The organism is Reichenbachiella agariperforans, from assembly GCF_900142205.1.
In the GTDB taxonomy this organism is placed as follows: domain Bacteria; phylum Bacteroidota; class Bacteroidia; order Cytophagales; family Cyclobacteriaceae; genus Reichenbachiella; species Reichenbachiella agariperforans.
Map to the genome: position 1 here is coordinate 147329 of NZ_FRAA01000007.1, position 18930 is coordinate 166258.

At 44.2% G+C, this 18930-nt stretch carries 11 protein-coding genes; 10 read left to right on the forward strand and 1 reads right to left on the reverse strand.

Going from position 1 to position 18930, the window contains the following annotated elements:
- Positions 1-6: 6 nt before the first annotated feature.
- Complete coding sequence (locus BUB99_RS16370; RefSeq protein ID WP_073124279.1) at positions 7-3234, reverse strand: DUF1553 domain-containing protein; 3228 nt, start codon at positions 3232-3234, stop codon at positions 7-9.
- Between the two features lie 155 nt (positions 3235-3389).
- Between BUB99_RS16370 and BUB99_RS16375 the strand changes: the two genes are divergently transcribed.
- From BUB99_RS16375 to BUB99_RS16420, 10 genes are all read left to right on the forward strand, one after another.
- The gene (locus tag BUB99_RS16375; RefSeq protein WP_073124281.1) at positions 3390-4262 is read left to right on the forward strand and encodes a helix-turn-helix transcriptional regulator; all 873 of its coding nucleotides are present in this window, start codon (positions 3390-3392) and stop codon (positions 4260-4262) included.
- Positions 4263-4362: 100 nt separating this feature from the next.
- Complete coding sequence (locus BUB99_RS16380) at positions 4363-5646, forward strand: sulfatase-like hydrolase/transferase (protein ID WP_073124283.1); 1284 nt, start codon at positions 4363-4365, stop codon at positions 5644-5646.
- A gap of 147 nt (positions 5647-5793) precedes the next feature.
- The gene (locus BUB99_RS16385) at positions 5794-7335 is read left to right on the forward strand and encodes an alpha-L-fucosidase (protein WP_073124285.1); all 1542 of its coding nucleotides are present in this window, start codon (positions 5794-5796) and stop codon (positions 7333-7335) included.
- A gap of 1 nt (position 7336) precedes the next feature.
- Complete coding sequence (locus tag BUB99_RS16390; RefSeq protein ID WP_073124475.1) at positions 7337-9838, forward strand: glycoside hydrolase family 2 TIM barrel-domain containing protein; 2502 nt, start codon at positions 7337-7339, stop codon at positions 9836-9838.
- 174 nt (positions 9839-10012) lie between these two features.
- Complete coding sequence (locus BUB99_RS16395; protein ID WP_073124287.1) at positions 10013-12184, forward strand: T9SS type A sorting domain-containing protein; 2172 nt, start codon at positions 10013-10015, stop codon at positions 12182-12184.
- Positions 12185-12335: 151 nt separating this feature from the next.
- Entirely contained in the window at positions 12336-13625 is a 1290-nt protein-coding gene (locus BUB99_RS16400; protein ID WP_139281059.1) for a glycoside hydrolase family 117 protein, read from the forward strand.
- Positions 13622-15199, forward strand: coding sequence for a ThuA domain-containing protein (locus BUB99_RS20555; protein WP_073124288.1), 1578 nt, complete (start codon positions 13622-13624; stop codon positions 15197-15199). Before BUB99_RS16400 ends, BUB99_RS20555 begins: the two co-directional genes overlap by 4 nt.
- Before the next feature lie 2 nt (positions 15200-15201).
- The gene (locus BUB99_RS16410; protein ID WP_084190605.1) at positions 15202-16974 is read left to right on the forward strand and encodes a DUF5060 domain-containing protein; all 1773 of its coding nucleotides are present in this window, start codon (positions 15202-15204) and stop codon (positions 16972-16974) included.
- A gap of 214 nt (positions 16975-17188) precedes the next feature.
- Complete coding sequence (locus BUB99_RS16415) at positions 17189-17716, forward strand: RNA polymerase sigma factor (protein WP_073124290.1); 528 nt, start codon at positions 17189-17191, stop codon at positions 17714-17716.
- An 82-nt stretch (positions 17717-17798) separates the two neighbouring features.
- Positions 17799-18800: a FecR family protein gene (locus BUB99_RS16420; RefSeq protein ID WP_073124292.1), complete on the forward strand. Its 1002-nt coding sequence runs from the start codon at positions 17799-17801 to the stop codon at positions 18798-18800.
- Positions 18801-18930: the final 130 nt, after the last annotated feature.

Consider the following 18930-nt stretch of genomic DNA (forward strand, 5'->3'; position numbering starts at 1 on the left):
GCAGTTTTATCTTTTGGTAAGTGTTGCGTCTGAATTGATGATGACACTGGCAGTCACAGCATTGGCGGCTATCAGTGCAGGATCCAAAGTCGGATCGATTTTGTATTCCCCTGTTTCTAACCAGCCTTTGGTTTTTTCTTTGTCGGACTGCATGATTTGATATTCTTCTTTTCTTAGCGTTGTGAGTAGGGCCAGTTCTTCTGCTTTTGGCACTCGGCCGGTAAGGCTCCTATAGGCCCAGATGAGTCCTGTTTCCAGGTCGTCGAAAGCCGCTATTTTTACAGCCATGATACGTGCCGCTTCTATATAGGTCGGGTCATTGAGTAGTACCAGCGCTTGCAATGGCGTATTGGTCTTTTGTCTTCGCACAGTACATTCGTTTCGATCTGGCTGATCAAAGGTCGATAGTGTGGGGTGTGGGACGGTTCGTTTCCATATGGTGTAGAGCGATCTTCGATACAGTTTGTCGCCTGTGTCTTGTGGGTATGTGGCACTGTTCATCGACCACAGGCCCTCTGGCTGATAGGGGTATACGCTTTCTCCTCCTATTTTTTCATTGAGTATGCCACAGGCTTTGAGTGCATTGTCTCTCATCATTTCACTAGATAGTCTAGTCTTTGGCCCTCGGGCTAGGAGGATGTTGGTCGGATCCTGCTCTAACAGCTCTGGTGAGGCAATAGACTGCTGACGATAGGTAGCTGACATCACGATGGTTTTTTGCAATGCTTTGATATCCCATCCGCTTTCTACAAATGTGACGGCTAACCAGTCGAGCAGTTGTGGATGGCTGGGTTGACTGCCTTGGTTGCCAAAATCCTCGGTTGTTCGGACGATACCCTGACCGAAGTAGTTTTGCCAATAGCGATTGACTGCCACTCGTGCGGTCAAGGGATGTTCTGGGTGAGTGAGCCACTGAGCTAGTCCTAGTCTGTTTTTTGGCAAACTATCAGCCATGGGTAGGATACTCTCTGGGGTGTTAGGATATACCATTTCGCCGTGGGCGTCATATTGTCCGCGTTCGAGCAGGTAGGTTTGTCTAGGTTCATTCATCTCTTTCATCACCATGACCTCTTGTACTTGCTCCATACTGTCTGCTTGTGAGGTGTAGTAGTATTTTAGTTGTTTTCGATGTTCTTGATAGATTTTGGAGTGATGCTGTAGGTAGTATTCGCTGAGCAGCTGGTATTCTGTATCCGTTAGTTCTTGAGCTTTTTTTGCGAGGAGTATTTTAGCACTATCCTTGTCTGCTAATTGTAAAACCTCTAATGCTGTGATGTCATCGTTGTAGATAACTATATCGTCGACCAAAGCATTTTTGATACCTTGTCCTCGCCATCTTGCACCTATTTTAAGCCCAGGTTCGGCAGGGTTCTTGGAGATTTCGGCTTTACTGTCACTGTATAGGATGTCTTTGTAGAGATTGTCTTTGACTATATCTGTATTTTGTAATTTCCCATCCATATATAATTTGAGTCCATCGGCTTGGCTGGAGCCATCATAGGTCATCATTACATGAAACCATTTGTCTCTGGGGATGTCCTTGTTTGTCGTGCGAATGATGGCATTGTCTGGCCAAGTTCGGGCTAGCATCAGTTGGAGTTGATCATCTTTTAGGTAGAGTTGATAGCCTTTGAAGCCGTGAAGGCGGCTGCCGAGGTTTTTGTGAAAGATGACTCCTTCTTTGAGGTCTGTGGGGAGCTGTAGCCACATACCGATACTAAATCGGTCGCTCCGACTGTATATACCGATAGGTTTGAGATCTAGCCATGCATCTCCATCCAGTTGTAGACCCTGTCCTTGTTTGCCTTTGATGAAATTCGCTTTTTCACCTTTGCTGAATTTCCTATCCATCTTACCTGTTTCTTTGCCTACTTGGTTATGTAGGTTATGATCCAGTGTGAAATGAGCTGCTAGGGAACTGACCGGTGTGGGTTTGAGAGTGTGAAATTGTCCAGATTGAACCCATTTTGCTATGTGGTCTTCCTCTGCTTTCTTGATTTTATTGAGTTGATCTTTTTGAGTACTTAGTTTTTGATCTATGAAAGCAAGGATGTCTTCTTGTTCATCTGTGGTAAGCATGAGTGTAGGAACAGGCATGTCTTCAGGGTCCCATGAGATCTGGCCTGTTTCATTTATGTTGTTGAAAAAACTGGATAACTCAAAGAAGTTCTTTTGTGAGATGGGGTCGTATTTGTGATCATGGCATCTAGCACAGGCGAGGGTCATTGCCATCAAGCCTTGACCTAATACAGAAGTACGATCTGAAACGTACTCTACTCTAAACTCTTCATCGACGATACCACCCTCCATGTTTTGAGGATGTAGTCTGTTGAAACCAGTCGCTAGGATTTGTTCTCTGCTTGGATTAGGGAGCAGGTCACCGGCCAGCTGCCATGTAAGGAATTGATCATAGGACATGTTGCTGTTAAATGCCTCAATCACCCAATCGCGCCATGGGCTCATGTCACGGTATCGATCGACCGTATACCCGTGCGTATCTGCATATCGTGCTAGATCCATCCAATCGGTAGCCATTTTTTCTCCATAGTGGGGAGAGTCCAATAGACGATCTACCTGTTTTTCGTAGGCATCACTGCTGTTGTCTGCCAAAAATCTATCCGTATCCTCTACACTTGGAGGGAGACCTGTTAGATCTAGAAATAGTCTACGTAGGAGTGTTTCTTTGTCCGCTTCTGGTAGAGGTTGTAGTCCTTCGAGACTTAGGCGATCTTGGACAAACCTATCAATTGGGTTTTGGGACGGATGTTCATTTTCTGTATCAGAAAGAGAAGGGAGAACAGGGGGGATGAAAGCCCAATGGTCTTTGTACTCGGCTCCTTGATCGATCCATTTGATCAATATAGCTTTTTCCCGTGAATTCAGTGAGAGATTGGATTTGGGAGTAGGCATGACGTAGTGAGGATCATCGGTGACAATGCGGTGAAATACCTCTGATTGATTGAGTTGTCCTGGGACTATTGCGTATTTGCCTGGAGTTTCTGGTAGTTCGGCATATGCTCCCTCTGCTAGGTCTAGACGGAGACTGGCTTTTTGTGTGGCTTTGTCAGGACCATGGCACGCAAAACACTTGTCAGAAAGGATAGGTTTGACATGGGTGTTGAAATCCAGCTGCGCAGGCAGTTGATCTAGTTTTGCCTGTATGTCTTTGGGTAGATCTGGGCTACAAGAGAAGCATACAGTGATTGAAATAAGCGCAATCCAGCGGTTTATCATATCTACTTAGTCTTTCATGGTTTTTGTAAAATCAAAAGTAGATTTTAGTTTTAACCTACTTTAGGATGAATCCGAGTAAAAGATGTACATTTCAGATTTTTTTGTTTTTACTAGTTTGTTTTATAGCTGTATAATTGTGTTTTATTTATTCATTTATGTACAAAACCTTACAGACACTTCGCTTTTCATTGCTCAATGCAGGTCATGTCAAACTCGATACACGTTGGAATTATGATAAGGTGATAAGCCCATTTAGTCGGTTGTACTATACCGAAAGTGGAGAAGGACGGGTCTATCACCATGACAGAGAGTGGGTGCTGAAGCCAGGTTATATGTACCTTATTCCCAGCTTTAGTTACAGTCGCTACAGCTGTGCAGATACGATGAGTCAATACTACATTAGTTTTTTGGAGGAAGTAGGTGAGGGGCAGTCCATTTACCAAATCAAGAAATTTGACTATGAAGTGAAAGCAACTGATCAAGACCTGCAATTGATGAAGAGGTATCTGGAGCTTAACCCTAACCGTTCGTACCTCGATGATGATCCGAGCGTGTATGATAACCAACCAGTCTTGATGAGTTTTCTGCAGAAAAACGAAAAACTGACAGCTTCTGCCATTCTGGAGTCCAGAGGGATTTTACTCACTTTATTCTCTAGGTTCGTAAGGGAAGAAAACCATGAGCCAACCAAGGGGAATCAGACCTACGAACTAGTTGCCCAGACGGCACGGTATATTGATCAGCATCTCACAGAGACACTGACGGTCGAGTCGTTGGCAGATCAGGCACATCTCAATGTCGATTACTACTCCAAGGTGTACACCGAGATATATGGTATGCGCCCTGTACAGTATATCCAGCAGCAGCGCATTCATCGTGCGCAATTGCTGCTTACCACCACGAGTTATTCTTTGATCGAAATTTCACATCGCGTGGGACTTCCGAATATGTCCTACTTTTCGCGTTTGTTCAAAAAAATCAGTGGAAGTTCTCCCGGACAATACCGAAAGGATATTTGGCAGCACTAGTGAGGGGTAAATTGTTTCCCCCTGTGATAGGTGTTTTTTACCTCCCATGAGATCAATTGGATAGAGATACATTTGTTAGGTATCAAATCCCTTCATACTCATGCAAAAAAGCCTTGTTGTTTTCTTGATTGCTTTTACGTCAGTCGTTTCGTCCTTTGCCCAACCCAATATTCTGTTTATCGAATCGGATGATCAGAGCAATCAAGCCGTGGGGGCTTTCGGACATCCCGAGATGAAAACGCCGAATATAGACCGAATCGCGGATGCAGGCGTGTCGTTTACTTCAGCTTACAACATGGGCTGTTGGTCACCTGCTGTATGTGTTCCTAGCAGGACGATGCTTTTCTACGGTAAATATCTCTGGGACTCCCAAAAAATCACCAAAGATAATGCCCCGAAAGCGATGCCTGAGCTACTCAAAGAAGCGGGCTATTCCACCTATATGACTGGCAAGTGGCACGCCTGGGGCAAGCCCGTTGCTCAGTTGTTTGACAGTCTGGGGAGTATTCAGCCTGGACAGCTCAAAACCTACAACAGTCCCGAGGGACATATCACAGATGTGACAGGCCGAGAAGCGGTTTCGTTTATTGAGAATTATCAGGATGACGCACCATATTTTCTGTATGTGGCTTTTAATGCACCGCATGTGCCTCGCCAAACGGAGCAAAAATACTACGATATGTATCCCACCGATGAGATTGGTTTGCCTCCTAGTGTGGTCGAGGGTCCCCTCAATCCCAACATCGAGTACAACTATACCAACGCTCCTCTGAGCAAGAAAACCATGCGCAACCGTGTACAGCAAAACAGTGCGATGGTCACGCACATGGACGATCGCATTGGCGACATCTTAGATGCACTCAAGGCCAGTGGGGAGTATGAGAACACCATCATTGTCTTCATGAGTGATCACGGGATTAGCTTCGGCGAGAATGGTGTGGCGGGAAAGGTATGTCTCTACGAACCCAGTGTCACTGCTCCTTTGATCATCAAGGCACCCGGTCTACCTAAGAACAAAAGCATTTCGAACCGTGTATACCTGCAGGATATCTATCCTACACTACTGGATTTTTTGGATGTGTCTAAGCCAGATCATGTGGTTTTTGAAAGTCTGCTGCCACAAATCGAAGATGGAAATGGTGCCAGAGAATCGGTCTACTTGGCGATGTTCGATAGTCAGCGCGGCATTATCTCTGACAATAAGAAGCTAATCGTCTATCCCAAATCTGGGGATCGTGAGCTTTATGATTTGGAAAAGGATCCTTGGGAAACCCAAAACCTCATTGACAAAAGGAAGTTTAAGCGTACCGAAACCGAACTGTTCAAAGAATTGCAAGTCTGGCAGCAGCAAGTGGGAGATGCTGTGCCCCTAGAGGAGCGATAGGGGCTGTAAATGCACCACATGAATGGGTGGTGCATTTCTCCCCCTGTTTTGCTCTAGTATTTACCTACCCTCTCTTTTGACTGTCATGTTTAGCATTGTTGCCTCTATTAAGTTAGAAACCAATCCCATAGGAATAGATAGTCACATATGAAAAAGCATTTTTTAATCATCGCCCTACTCGCTTGTACAGTGGGCATAGTTCACGCTCAAAAGAAAAAATACAAACCGACCACCGAGTCACTGTCTACTTATCAGATACCTGAGTGGTTTTTGGATGCCAAATTTGGGATTTACGCCCACTGGGGCCCTGTATCTTCGGCTTTCGAAGGGATCGATCCCGACAAGTGGTACGGGGGATGGCATGGCAAACAGATGTATGAGGATGGGCAAAAAGTACCGACAAAAAGCGGTCAGCCTACCAACAACCATGTGCATCACAAAGAGAAATATGGTGACCCAGCTGAGTATGGTTATAAATACCTCATCGAGCAGTTCGATCCGTCGGGGTTTGATGCTGAGGTATGGGCAGATTTGTTTCAGAAGTCAGGAGCTAAATTCGCAGGACCAGTAGCCATGCATCACGACAACTTCGCGATGTGGGACAGCAAGGCTACCCGATGGAACGCTATGAACTATGGAGGGATTGACCCCTCAGCAGACCTCAAGAAAGAGATAGAAGCACGGGGGATGAAATTTATGGCGTCTTTTCATCATGCTTTTACATGGAAGTATTTTGCGCCAGCACATGCCTATGGTGGAGTAGCTCCAGAAGATTACGATCTCTATACCAACCCTCACTCGCTGGAGTCGGATACCCCAGATGCAGACTTCTACAAAAACTGGTGGGCGGTGCTCAAAGAGTATATCGATACTTATCAGCCAGACTTGCTATGGTTTGATTGGTGGTTGGAAAACATGAGCGAAGAGACTCGCTATGAGTTTTTGTCATACTACTACAACCAAGCAGAGAAGTGGGGCAAAGAAGTAGGTGTGGCTTACAAAGAGAGTACTTTTAGTGAGGACATGGCCATCAAAGACTATGAGCGTGGTAGACCCAACCAGCCTAAGAACCCGGCTTGGCTTACAGATACATCCCCAGGAGCATGGTTTTACAGACCCAATGCTAAGTTTAAGACACCCAACGACTTAGTCGATATCCTAGTCGATATTGTGTCAAAAAATGGATTGATGCTTCTCAATGTTCCCCCAAATCCTGATGGGACTATTCCTCAAGTGATGGAGAATTTACTCGTCGAGATGGGAGAGTGGTTGGAGATCAATGGTGAAGCGATCTACGGTACACGGCCGTGGCTGGTTTTCGGGGAGGGACCTACTCGCTTGCCAGAAGGCGGACACAAAGTCGAAAAACTGGAGATCATCTATACCGATCGAGACATACGCTATACCAAAAAATCAGACAAGGAGTTTTATGCCATCGTGATGGACAAAACAGAAAATGATATCGTGATGAAAACGCTGAGTACGGATATTGGTGTGCTTAATTCACAAATCCTAGAAGTGTCACTACTGGGTAGTGATGAGAAGTTGAGCTGGAAACGAAACCACAAAGGACTGGTCATCACAGCACCAAAGCAATGGCCAGGGAATTATGCCTACGCGTTTAAAATCAAGCTCGAAGGATATGTTGAAAATAATATTGGAGGGGACGTAGCAGCACATGTGGATTGATATGAAATTGAGGATAAGAGACTTCTTTGCTCTACTAATTGTTTTTTCGAGTTTGGTGGGGTGTCAAGATACTACCATACAGCGAGAACAGCGGTTGTTCAATGAGGACTGGCAGTTTCATCTCGGAGAGGTGGACGATCCTAGTGCTTCGGATGTATCATGGGCAGAGGTGGTATTGCCGCATGATTGGAGTATTCGACAGTCTTATCAACCAGAAAATACTGCGGCGAGTACGGGTTTTGTGCCTGGTGGCATAGGCTGGTATCGCAAATCCTTCAAAGTGCCAGAGGATGGTCGTCAAACGACAGTTGTATTCGATGGCGTATACTGCAATGCAGAAGTATGGATCAATGGTGAGTATCTCGGGAAACGACCCAATGGCTACAGCTCTTTTGCACATGAATTGACGCCATACTTACGATATGATGTGCCCAATACCTTGCAAGTCAAAGTGGATCACTCGGCGTATGCCGATACGCGCTGGTATACAGGGTCAGGTATCTATCGGGATGTCAGTCTAGTACGTACTCATCCTGTGCATGTGGCACAATGGGGACTACAGATCACGACTCCACAGGTGTCAGAGAGCGAGGCAGAGGTGCGCGTCAATGCGCAAATAGTAGGAGCAAGCCCCGAAACAGAAGTTGTATTGGATATACTCGGTCCTGATGGTGCTCTAATAGGGACAACAAACATGACCGAAAGCAGTGGCGTAGGCTATAGTGCCGTTTTGAAAGTAGTCAACCCACAGCGCTGGGGGCTAGAGACGCCAGCGCTCTATCAGGCTGTGGCACATGTCAAACATCAAGGACAAGAAGTAGATCAGCAAACCCAGAACTTTGGGATTCGAAGTATTCGTTTTGATGCGGATCAAGGTTTTTTTCTCAATGAGGAAAGCGTTAAAATAAAAGGAGTGAATATTCACCATGACGCAGGTGCTTTTGGCGCTGCTGTACCTAAGTCCATCTGGGAATACCGGGTAGCACAACTCAAGTCAATAGGCGTCAACGCCATTCGTATGTCACATAACCCACATTCTCCGCTACTTATGGAGGTCTGCGATGAGTTGGGCATGCTGGTGATGGATGAATTCTTCGACGAGTGGCACCAGCCCAAAGGGAAGAGCCTAGTTTACCTAGGTGACAACCAAGCGAAGGGAGACATTGCCCAAGGATATAGTGATGTTTTTATGGAATGGGCCGAGCGCGATTTGAAAGATTTGATCCGTAGAGATTTCAATCATCCATCAGTTATTATGTGGAGTATAGGCAATGAGATTGAGTGGACTTTTCCAGATTATTCCAAAGCTTTTTCTGTCATCAATCCTAATCATGCAGGCTATGGGCAAACCCCAGAGTTTGATCCTGAAAAAGTAAAAGCAACATTTGATGAGGTGACGGGAGGAGTAGATTCTCTCGCTCTGATCGCAGGGATGCTTTCTGAGTGGGTCAAGGAGATGGACACCACACGGTATGTTACCTGTGGAAGTGTGCGTCCGTCTATCGCTGCAGCGAGTGGGTATGCAGATGCTGTAGACGTACTGGGGTTTAACTATCGGGCGGAGTGCTATGATGCGGCGCACGAAACTTACCCTGAGATGAAGATTATAGGGTCGGAAAATTGGGGGGCTTATTCCGAATGGGAAAATGTCGCGAGCAGGCCATTTGTGGCTGGGATGTTTGCCTGGACAGGTTTCGCCTACATGGGTGAAGCGGGTCCTTGGCCAAGAAAAGGACTGGAGATTTCCTTCTTTGATTATGCAGGATTTAAAACGCCAAGAGGCCACTTTTTCGAATGTCTATGGGTCGAAAAACCCAAAGTGTATGCCGTCACAACTCGGGCTGAAGAGTCAGAATTTTCATATGACCCTGAGTTAGGCTGGCGATTCGATATGCAGATGACTGCACCGCCAGTATGGAGCCAGCTTCGTCGATGGGAATGGTATCAGAATATACATCCCTACTGGAACTATGAAGAAGGCGAATTAATCGTCGTGCAGGCTTATAGCAACTGTGAAGAAGTCGAATTGCTAATCAACGAAAAGAGTCTTGGAAGAAAATTGCGAAGTGATTTTGCAGAGGATAACATCGTCAAGTGGAAACTGCCCTATGAGTCTGGTCAACTGACGGTAAAGGGCTACAATGAAGGACAGTTAGTGACCGAAGATCAACTAATATCAGCTGGAAAGGCTAGTACTGTGATGGCTACTGTGGCATACGGTGCAGCCGAAGGTGATGATATCATACCTGTGGCGCTACAGCTACATGATGCTGAAGGGAATCCGGTGCGTCACGAGGAGAGTCAGATTAAAATAGCGCTGGCTGGTGCGGAGCTGGTCGCTGTAGACAATGGTTGGGAGAAAAATGTAGCAAACCATTATTTGCCGATGATTACCACCCATGAGGGACGTGCTATGCTTTTCGTGAGAGCACTTGGAGAGCAGGAGATTACTTTGAATCTAGAGACGGGTTCCTTTACAGAAAAGCTAACGTTGACTGATTAAATTAACAGAATGCAGTAGGTAAGGTTGGCTTTCTGTTCCTAATAGAGGGGGGGAATTGTTTACTCCTAATATGCGTGATCTCTACCTTGTTATTTGCTGTCTATTTGTATCTATGTTTATCCTAGAACATACTTTTGCTCGTGTGATTAAAAAAAGAAAGGTTAAGAATTGATTATGAAACTGAAATTTTACCTATTTCTATTTATCCTGATGTTGGGGTATAATATAGTACAAGGTCAAGATACTGTAGATGTGAACCTTCACATCCAACATGTTGTCAATGGTGTGTCGGATTTTGATCGTGCCAAGTTTATCACGATTCACGATGACCTGACTGGCAATGAATGGGAAAGTGATGAACAAAAGCGATCCTTGTTAGAGGATTATGACGTGTATTTTGGTCGAAACAATGGAGGTATTGTCTGGGAATGGAACAATACCAAAGAAGATCCCAACAAGGCGGGCTGGCCAGATGTGGACTATATGAAGATAAGAGGACAGAATGAGAAGAGTAACTATTCGTCGCAGACTTTTGTTCATCAGTTTGAGAATCGTTATGCAAACATGGTAGTGGGGGGACAAGAGCATATGTTTCCTCATGGGCAGGCTACCAAGGATGGATTGATCTATGAAGGGTTTGATGCTACAGCTGAATTTTACGGGCAGTATTTCAAGGAGTATTTTGGTGAAGGTGGTACCACGGGTCGTCCAAAACCAGGACTTGTAGAAGTGATCAACGAACCGTTTGTAAAGACGGGGCAGTTGGGAACTACCAACCTAGAAATGAGTAAATACCACAGTGTAGTGGCTAAGCGTATCAAAGCCCTCAATCCTAACCTTTGGGTTGGAGGCTACTCAGCAGCTCATCCCGCTTTTGAATCCAATAATTTTGGTCACTGGAATGGAACTTGGAAGACATTCATAGACGAAGCGGGAGCAGATATGGATTTTTTCTCTTTTCATCTCTACGATTTTATCCAAACCACAGGTGATATGTCTCAGGAGCTGCACCGCTCTGGTAGCAATATAGAAGCGATCATGGATATGATAAGTCACTATAGTTACCTTAGATTGGGTGAGGTCAAGCCCTTTTCGGTTTCCGAATACGGTTGGCTATGCAAAACGTGTGATGGAGGCTATGACCCCAAAGAAGACTGGTACAATCTTCGTTCGTTCAACACCATGATGGTTCAGCTCATGGAGCGTCCCGACCAGTTGATCATCTCCATACCATTTATGTTACTCAAGGCCAGCTGGGCCAAGCCTGTAGATGCAGAGTACAATACTTATGGCCCTAGACTACTGCGTGAAATTGGTGAAGTGGAAGGAGAAAAAGCGCATGACGGATGGGTGTATACGGATCTACTTATGTACTACCAAATGTGGGCAGAACTTAACGGAAAGCGGGTAGATAGCTGGTCCAATGACATGGATATGATCGCTGATGCTTATGTAGATGGAAAAACGGCTTATGTGATCCTCAGTAATTTGAATGAAGAAGCAAAAACAGTGAATTTGAAAATCAAGGGTACATCAGACAATCCATTAGTTAAAATTACAGCACAGCATCTGTATGAGATAGGAGACATTCCACAATTGGACACGCTGGTGTATGATGCTGCCATTGATGCTTTCGACCTGGGGCAACAGGCAACAGTGATCATGAAGTATGAGTTTAAAAATGAAATATCACTGAGTGAAAGTCTCAACGAAAAAAAATATTATGCCACCAATTATCTCGTCCCTATCAGACCTCAGCAAAGTTTAGCTTTTTCTATACCTGGAGTTGATGTAGGTGAACATGGGGAAGCAGTCCTAAGAGTAGGTATAGGTCGTGATCATGGGATGAGCTTGAGACCTGCATTGAAGGTCAATAATCAGGTAGTACCTGTACCTGTTGATTGGAGAGGCTATGATCAGTCTACTAGAGACATTTTTTTTGGTGTGTTGGAGATACCTGTCCCGCATGAGTTGCTAAAGGAGAATAATACCGTCGAGTTAGTCTTTCCAGATGAGGGAGGACATGTTAGCTCTATTGTATTGCAGGTATTTAATAGCAGTATCGATATAGCAAGGTCAGGCGTAGAGGTAGAAGAAGTCACCTTGACGGTAGACGATTTAGATTTAGGAATGGAAGTGTACCCAAACCCAACGACAGGTAGTCTCACTGTCAAGGGATTAAACATGAATAGTCCATATTCTGTTTTCGATTTGTCGGGAAAAGTCCTAGCAACAGGTGCATTGTCTGCTGGAGAAGTGAATCTGTCAGGGTTGCAAGATGGAGTATATGTCTTGCAAGTAGCTGGGATGGATCAGGTGTTTCAGGTAAGAATTATTAAAGAATAGTAATAGTAAATCTAGTTTTATTGATTGTGTTGGTTGCAATCGGGTTGTACAGTCATGGTTAATGATGTACAACCCGATATTTTGTTGAAATCAACCAAGATCATATTGGATCGAAGAGAATAGTAAGAGATAGAAATAAAAAAGATAGAACATGAATAGGGATTTTTCAATCATCTTGTTGATGATTTTTTCGATGATTACGTGGGGTTGTCAGGATAATGTAGCGCCAACTAAAGAGGAGGCAGTGTCCACACAAAAGGGTTTTCCTTTTTGGCTTCCAAAAGAAAAACCAAAGCGAATACTGAGTGCTGCGATGGAGCGAAACTATGACAATTATATGGCTCCAAGGCCAGAGGATAATGAATTGTATTCTCAATTTAAATACACGGAACTAAAGGGATTTGATTACCATGGTGGTGACGGGACTATCTCACGTCGAGACCCTTCGAAAGTAATCTATGAAAACGGTAAGTACTACGTCTGGTATACATATCGTCATACATCTACTTCACCAAAGGGTGCTGAAAAGAGCAACGATACCATCCCGTCTACAGATTGGGACTTGGCAGAGATATGGTATGCGACCAGTACGGATGGTTTTACTTGGGAGGAGCAAGGAGTAGCTGTGCCGCGTCCTCCGAAACCACGGGTAGGTTGGCGGTCGGTCACTACCACTGATATATTGAAATGGAAGGGGAAATATTACCTCTACTATCAGGGCTTCATGGAAGCCAGTGGCAAGCGAGGGGATGATTGTCCAGTAGCTGTATCCTATGCTGACTCACCCGATGGCCCATGGACACCACACAATGAAGTCGTCATTGCTAACGGGGCAGAAGGAGAGTGGGACCAATATTCGATACATGATCCGTATCCTATCGTTCGTGATGGGAAGATATGGATATACTACAAGTCTGACGCAGATGGAGATCCTCGATTGGTACGAATGCAAGGGCTGGCGATAGCAGATGACCCTTTGGGACCTTTCGAAAAATATCCACTAAACCCTGTGATAACCTCAGGTCATGAGACGACTTTGTTTCCATTCGAACAAGGAGTTGCAGCACTTGTAATCAAGGATGGTAACGAACATTTTACCATACAGTATGCTCCTGATGGAGTCAATTTCCAGATTGCAGCTATCACGTCACTCATGCCCACAGCTGCTGGCCCCTATGTGCCAGATGCATTTACCAATACGCAAAATGGACGAGGCATCACCTGGGGGGTGTCACACATCACTAACGCAACTACTTGGGCGCAAAACCATGCTGTCCTATTGCGTTTTGATTGTGATCTGAGTTTAGATGTAAATGACCCTGCCATGAAACAGCATAACAATTACTACAAACCAGAATTTTATTACAGACATGGCTTGAATAGAGAGCAAAGAGAACGGATATTAGCAGCCAATCAGGACATGAAACAAAAGACTAAATGATGAAGAAAAATTATTGGCGGGTTTATGCCGTGATTGCTATTCTACAAATTTTCGGAACGAGCCTGTTCGCGCAAAACGAAGATGAGCTCAAAGTATTGATTTTTAGTAAAACGAATGGTTGGCGACATCCATCCATCGAAAAAGGTCAAAGCGCGTTAGGCGAATGGGCCGATGAGCAAAATTGGAATTTGACACTTTCAGAGGACTCATTAGATATCTCTGTTGACAACCTGAAAGGGGTAGATGTATTACTCTTTCTCAATACCACAGGAGATGTACTCGGAGAGCAAGAGCAGGAGGCTCTGGTGTGGTATATAAGCCAAGGGGGAGGCTTTGTCGGTGTACATTCGGCCGTAGACACGGAGATGCAGTGGCCTTGGTTTAGACAAATGATAGGTGCCCGATTCAAGAACCACCCAAAAGTACAGGAGGCTCGTAGTACTGTTAGTCATAGCCATCCAGCGGTAGAGCAGTGGGGAGACAGCCTCAGTTTTACCGACGAGTGGTACAACTATAAAGAACCAGTGGTGGCGCATGCTAATGTTATCTTGAATTTGGATGAAGAAAGCTATAATGGCGGTAATATGGGAGAGAATCATCCGCTAGCTTGGTATCATTACTTCGAAGGAGGTAGAGTCTTTTATACAGGTTTGGGTCATCGCAAAGGGACTTATGATGATTCAGGTTTTAGAACTCATCTTTCACAAGCCATCAATTGGGCAGGAGGGCGCTATGATCTAGCGTTGGATGAAGGGTGGACCGACCTGTTAGATCAGGAATTATCCCAGTGGGATAAATATTTGGGAGTCCCACATAGCTCTGTGTCAGGGTTAGGGGATGCGCCAAAGAGTAATGATGTTCGGAAGGGAACTCCGCTAGGCTTGCACAATGATCCCAAAAATGTGTTTAGTATCCAGATAGAAAATGAAGAGCCTGTATTGGCTATCAGCGGAGAGATATATGGAGGATTGACCAGTAAGCAGGAATATGGAAATTACCACTTCAAAACGGATTTTAAGTGGGGGGAGAAGAAATGGGAGCCACGATTGGATCAAAAAAGAGACAACGGTATACTCTATCACTGCAAGGGGCCTCATGGCGCTTTTTGGAATGTATGGATGAGCAGTTTGGAGTGTCAGGTCCAAGAGAGTGATATGGGAGATTTTATTGCTTTGACAGATGTATATGGCGATGTATCTGCCGACCGATTAGAGAAAGAAAACGGCAACTCATATTTTGTTTACAACCCTAAAGGTGACTTGACTCCTCTAAAGTGGGAGAAAGGATATGAAAGTGGTCAGGCTTCCAAAAATGGCTTGTATGAAAAGCCTAATGGAGAATGGAATACACTGGAGATTATTTGTGTAGGCACGACCAGTCTTCATATCGTCAATGGTCATGTAGTGAATGTGGTGAAAAATGCTCGATATGATCTGAATGGAGAGACTTTTCCAGTCAGTTCGGGTAAAATACAAATACAGTCGGAGGCAGCAGAGGCTTATTATCGCCGTATGCAAATTCGACCTGTTGAAGATTTTCCTAAGAAGTACAAGAAACAAGCTAAGTTGAAATAAGCATGAAAAGACGAATGAAGGATATATTACTTTTTTTATTGTTTGGCTTGATGGTCGGACAAGTGTATGGAGGAGAGATTGTAGGAGAGTTGAAACAGTGGCATACGCTGACCTTGACCTTTGAGGGCCCCACTACCAGTGAGTATGATACACTCAATCCCTTTTTGAGCTATCGCTTACAGGCTACTTTTAGCCATGGAGATACAAAAATCACTGTGCCGGGGTATTTTGCGGCAGATGGTCAAGCTGCCGAGACGAGTGCCCGATCGGGTAATCAATGGCACGTAAAATTTGTCCCCAATCTGCCAGGGAATTGGGAGTATAAAGTTTCGTTTCGCCAAGGGAAAAATATTGCTATTGATGATAGAGTAGATGCAGGACAACCTATCTCTTTTGATGGTGATTCAGGGAGTTTTGTAGTGGCTACTTCAGATAAAAGGGGTCGTGATTTTCGTGCCAAGGGAAGGTTGACGAAAGGTCAAGGACATTATCCCGTTTTTGAAGGAACAAGAGAAGTATTCGTCAAGGGAGGAGCCAATAGCCCTGAGGATTTGTTGGCTTATTATGAATTTGATGGCACACCCAAGAAGCACCGTTATGATAATCATGCCGATGATTACCGTGAAGGTGACGTGACATGGCAAAAGGGCAAAGGGAAAAACCTGATAGGGTCTCTTAACTATTTGTATTCCAAAGGAATAAATGCGGTGTATTTCTTGACCATGAATGTCATGGGGGATGGTAAAAACGTATGGCCATGGACGGAGGAGCATGAACGCTACCGGTTTGATGTGAGTAAGCTCGCGCAGTGGGAGTTGGTATTTAGTCACATGGATCAGATCGGTCTAGCACAGCACGTGATTACCCAAGAGACCGAAAACGAAAACTTGCTTGATATAGGAAAAGTAGGGATTCAGAGAAAACTATATTACCGCGAGTTAATTGCCCGATTTGGTCATCATTTAGGACTTGTTTGGAATATGGGGGAGGAAAATGGTATCACGAACTGGAGTCCTGTAGGACAAACTGAACAAATGCGCGAGGAGATGATCAATTATTTCCGCTCGGTCGAACCTTATGGTAACTTGTTAGTGATTCATACTTTACCAAACCTCAAAGATCATGAGCGTACGATGACACCATTGTTGGGCAATAGGTCACTCGATGGGGTTTCTTTTCAAATTCATCATCCGCATGATGCCTATAAGGTCACTACAGAGTGGAGACAAAAATCAGCTGATGCAGGGCAACCTTGGGTGATATGGATCGATGAAATCGGCCCAGCAAAGATAGGTGCATGGTCTGATGATAGACCAGAACAGCAAGACACGGTACGTAAGGAAGTCATCTATCCTAACCTCATCGGAGGTGGAGCAGGTATAGAACATTACTTCGGTTACAAACAAAAGCACAGTGACTTGAGCAGCGAAGATTGGAAAGTAAGGGACAGGCTCTGGGAGATGACTGAGCATGCTATTAGTTATTTTGGTCAACTCCCGCTGCAGGATATGCAGCCACTGGAGTTGGTCACTAATGGCTATTGTCTAGCCAAAGAGAATGAGTTGTACGTTTGTTACCTGACAGATACTAGAGATGAGGTAGTGTTGGATTTGAGTCAGGCCAAGGGAAAATTATCAGTGTATTGGTTTGATCCAATCACGGGAAAATCGGACTTAAAAGGGAGTGTTCGTAAGGTTAAAGGCGGAGCTAAGGTAGTGCTGGGTACACCTCCGTCAGGTTATCCAGATCAGGATTGGTTGGTGAAAATAGAATGATTGATAGACCAAAGATATATGACAAATAAAAGTGGTGTGGTTTTTTAAAATTCCGCACCATTTTTGTTTGATCACAGTTATGGTCTTGAATCTGATTATCAATCCATTAAGTATACAAATCAGATCATATGTGATATGAGGTGATTGATGCATTAGGTATTTTTATTTATTCAACAATTACTTGGTTAAACCTCTGTATAGGTACTAGCATGATATGATTTTCAGAAAGCGAAAAAAAGAGTTTTCTTGGGTCCGTTTTGAGGATTTTTATGATCAGTACGTAGAGACGTTGCTTCGGTATTGTTATGGATATTTAAAATCATGGACCGAAGCAGAAGAAGCCGTGCATGATATTATGCTCAAGTTTTGGAAAAATGTGAATCGCATCGAATCTCATCAAGCTGCAAAGAGTTATCTGTTCAAGTTGTGTAAGCATCATTTGTTGAACCTCCTCAGAGACAAGGCTCGGTATTCCACACTCCCCTTACTTGATGAGGCGAATGAACCCATCGCTACCCAATCTGTCGAACATCAATATGTCTATATGGAGGCATTGGGTAGGGCAAATAATACGATAGCGCAACTCCCCCCAAAGAGAAAAATGGTCTATGAACTCAAAGTGAAATCAGGTCTCACTAATAATCAAATAGCATCTAAAATGGCTATTTCCACGACCATGGTAGAAAAACATTGGCAAAAGGCTGTCAACCAAATTCGTCAGGCTGTCAACGCATCAAAATAATTTTCATCTAGAAGGTTGGGTTTTGATTCTGTTTCGTGTCTTTATTATATGAGACCTGTGCGAAACACACATTTGTATACGAATGAAAAAAGCATTTTCGAATTACTTTAATAACCGAGCAGACCGAAGAGAGTTGCAGGAGTTGAGGGAGGCATTGCTAGATACACAAATAGATGATGAAGAAATCGTGTCTTCTATGTGTTCTATAGAGGATAACCATCCTCTAGTGGAGTTTCCAGAGCATATCAGTAAAGCGCGCATGAAAAAAGCCATTGCGTCGCAAATAGATCGGGATTATGCGACGAACAACTTGCCAAATATAGATTCTAGGTCCAGTTCAGTGGTGTATCTGGCAGCAGCGGTTGTAGCATTATTGATGGTTGGTTCAATAGCAGTGTACTATTCTCTGCAGCCCTCGAATGTATCTACCGGCTCAATAGCGGAAAATTGGAAGACAATAAAAACGGAAAGAGGTCAGCTAAGAACCGTAGGACTTCCCGATGGCAGTAGAGTGAAACTAAGTGTCGAGTCTTCTCTCAAATATGCTACAGATTTTATGTCAACGAAAAAGAGAGAAGTATATCTGACTGGTGAGGCATTTTTCGAAGTAGAACGAATGCCTAAACGTCCGTTTGTGGTTCATGCCAAAGGGGTTCAGACTCAGGTTTTAGGCACATCATTTAATGTAAAGGCACTAGGAGGAGGATCACGTCTCGAAGTGGCCGTCAAATCAGGAAAGGTCAAGGTGAGCAGTGAAAGAGACAAGGATCAGTTTTACCTAGAACCCAATCAGATGGTGACATGGTCGGATGTGCGAAAAGAGAAAATGCCAGTTGACGCACTCGTTACTTTTGGCTGGATAGATGGGACTTTGTTATTCGAAAGAGAGCCCTTGTCTAAGGTCTTGGATAGGTTATCGACGTGGTATGATGTGGATTTTTTAATAAAAGGGGATTTCGGAGATGAACCCTATTCGGGTGTACATCGCAAGGAGTCATTAGAAACCTTGCTTACCGGTCTTTGCTTTGCTGGTAATCTAACCTATCAAAAACAGGGAAGACAGATTGTATTAAGAAGAAAATGAATAGTAACTAAATAATAACTAAATAATAACTAAATAAACTCTAAACTAAGAAGGAGTTACATGGGACAGATTTCTCAGGCCCGTCCCATAATAACCCCTTCAGTTTAAGTTGCTTGTATAACTTAAAATG

Coding starts and splice junctions, on each gene's coding strand:
- BUB99_RS16370 (WP_073124279.1), bottom strand. CDS start 3,234: ATGATAAACCGCTGGATTGCGCTTATTTCAATCACTGTATGCTTCTCT.
- BUB99_RS16375 (WP_073124281.1), top strand. CDS start 3,390: ATGTACAAAACCTTACAGACACTTCGCTTTTCATTGCTCAATGCAGGT.
- BUB99_RS16380 (WP_073124283.1), top strand. CDS start 4,363: ATGCAAAAAAGCCTTGTTGTTTTCTTGATTGCTTTTACGTCAGTCGTT.
- BUB99_RS16385 (WP_073124285.1), top strand. CDS start 5,794: ATGAAAAAGCATTTTTTAATCATCGCCCTACTCGCTTGTACAGTGGGC.
- BUB99_RS16390 (WP_073124475.1), top strand. CDS start 7,337: ATGAAATTGAGGATAAGAGACTTCTTTGCTCTACTAATTGTTTTTTCG.
- BUB99_RS16395 (WP_073124287.1), top strand. CDS start 10,013: ATGAAACTGAAATTTTACCTATTTCTATTTATCCTGATGTTGGGGTAT.
- BUB99_RS16400 (WP_139281059.1), top strand. CDS start 12,336: ATGAATAGGGATTTTTCAATCATCTTGTTGATGATTTTTTCGATGATT.
- BUB99_RS20555 (WP_073124288.1), top strand. CDS start 13,622: ATGATGAAGAAAAATTATTGGCGGGTTTATGCCGTGATTGCTATTCTA.
- BUB99_RS16410 (WP_084190605.1), top strand. CDS start 15,202: ATGAAAAGACGAATGAAGGATATATTACTTTTTTTATTGTTTGGCTTG.
- BUB99_RS16415 (WP_073124290.1), top strand. CDS start 17,189: ATGATTTTCAGAAAGCGAAAAAAAGAGTTTTCTTGGGTCCGTTTTGAG.
- BUB99_RS16420 (WP_073124292.1), top strand. CDS start 17,799: ATGAAAAAAGCATTTTCGAATTACTTTAATAACCGAGCAGACCGAAGA.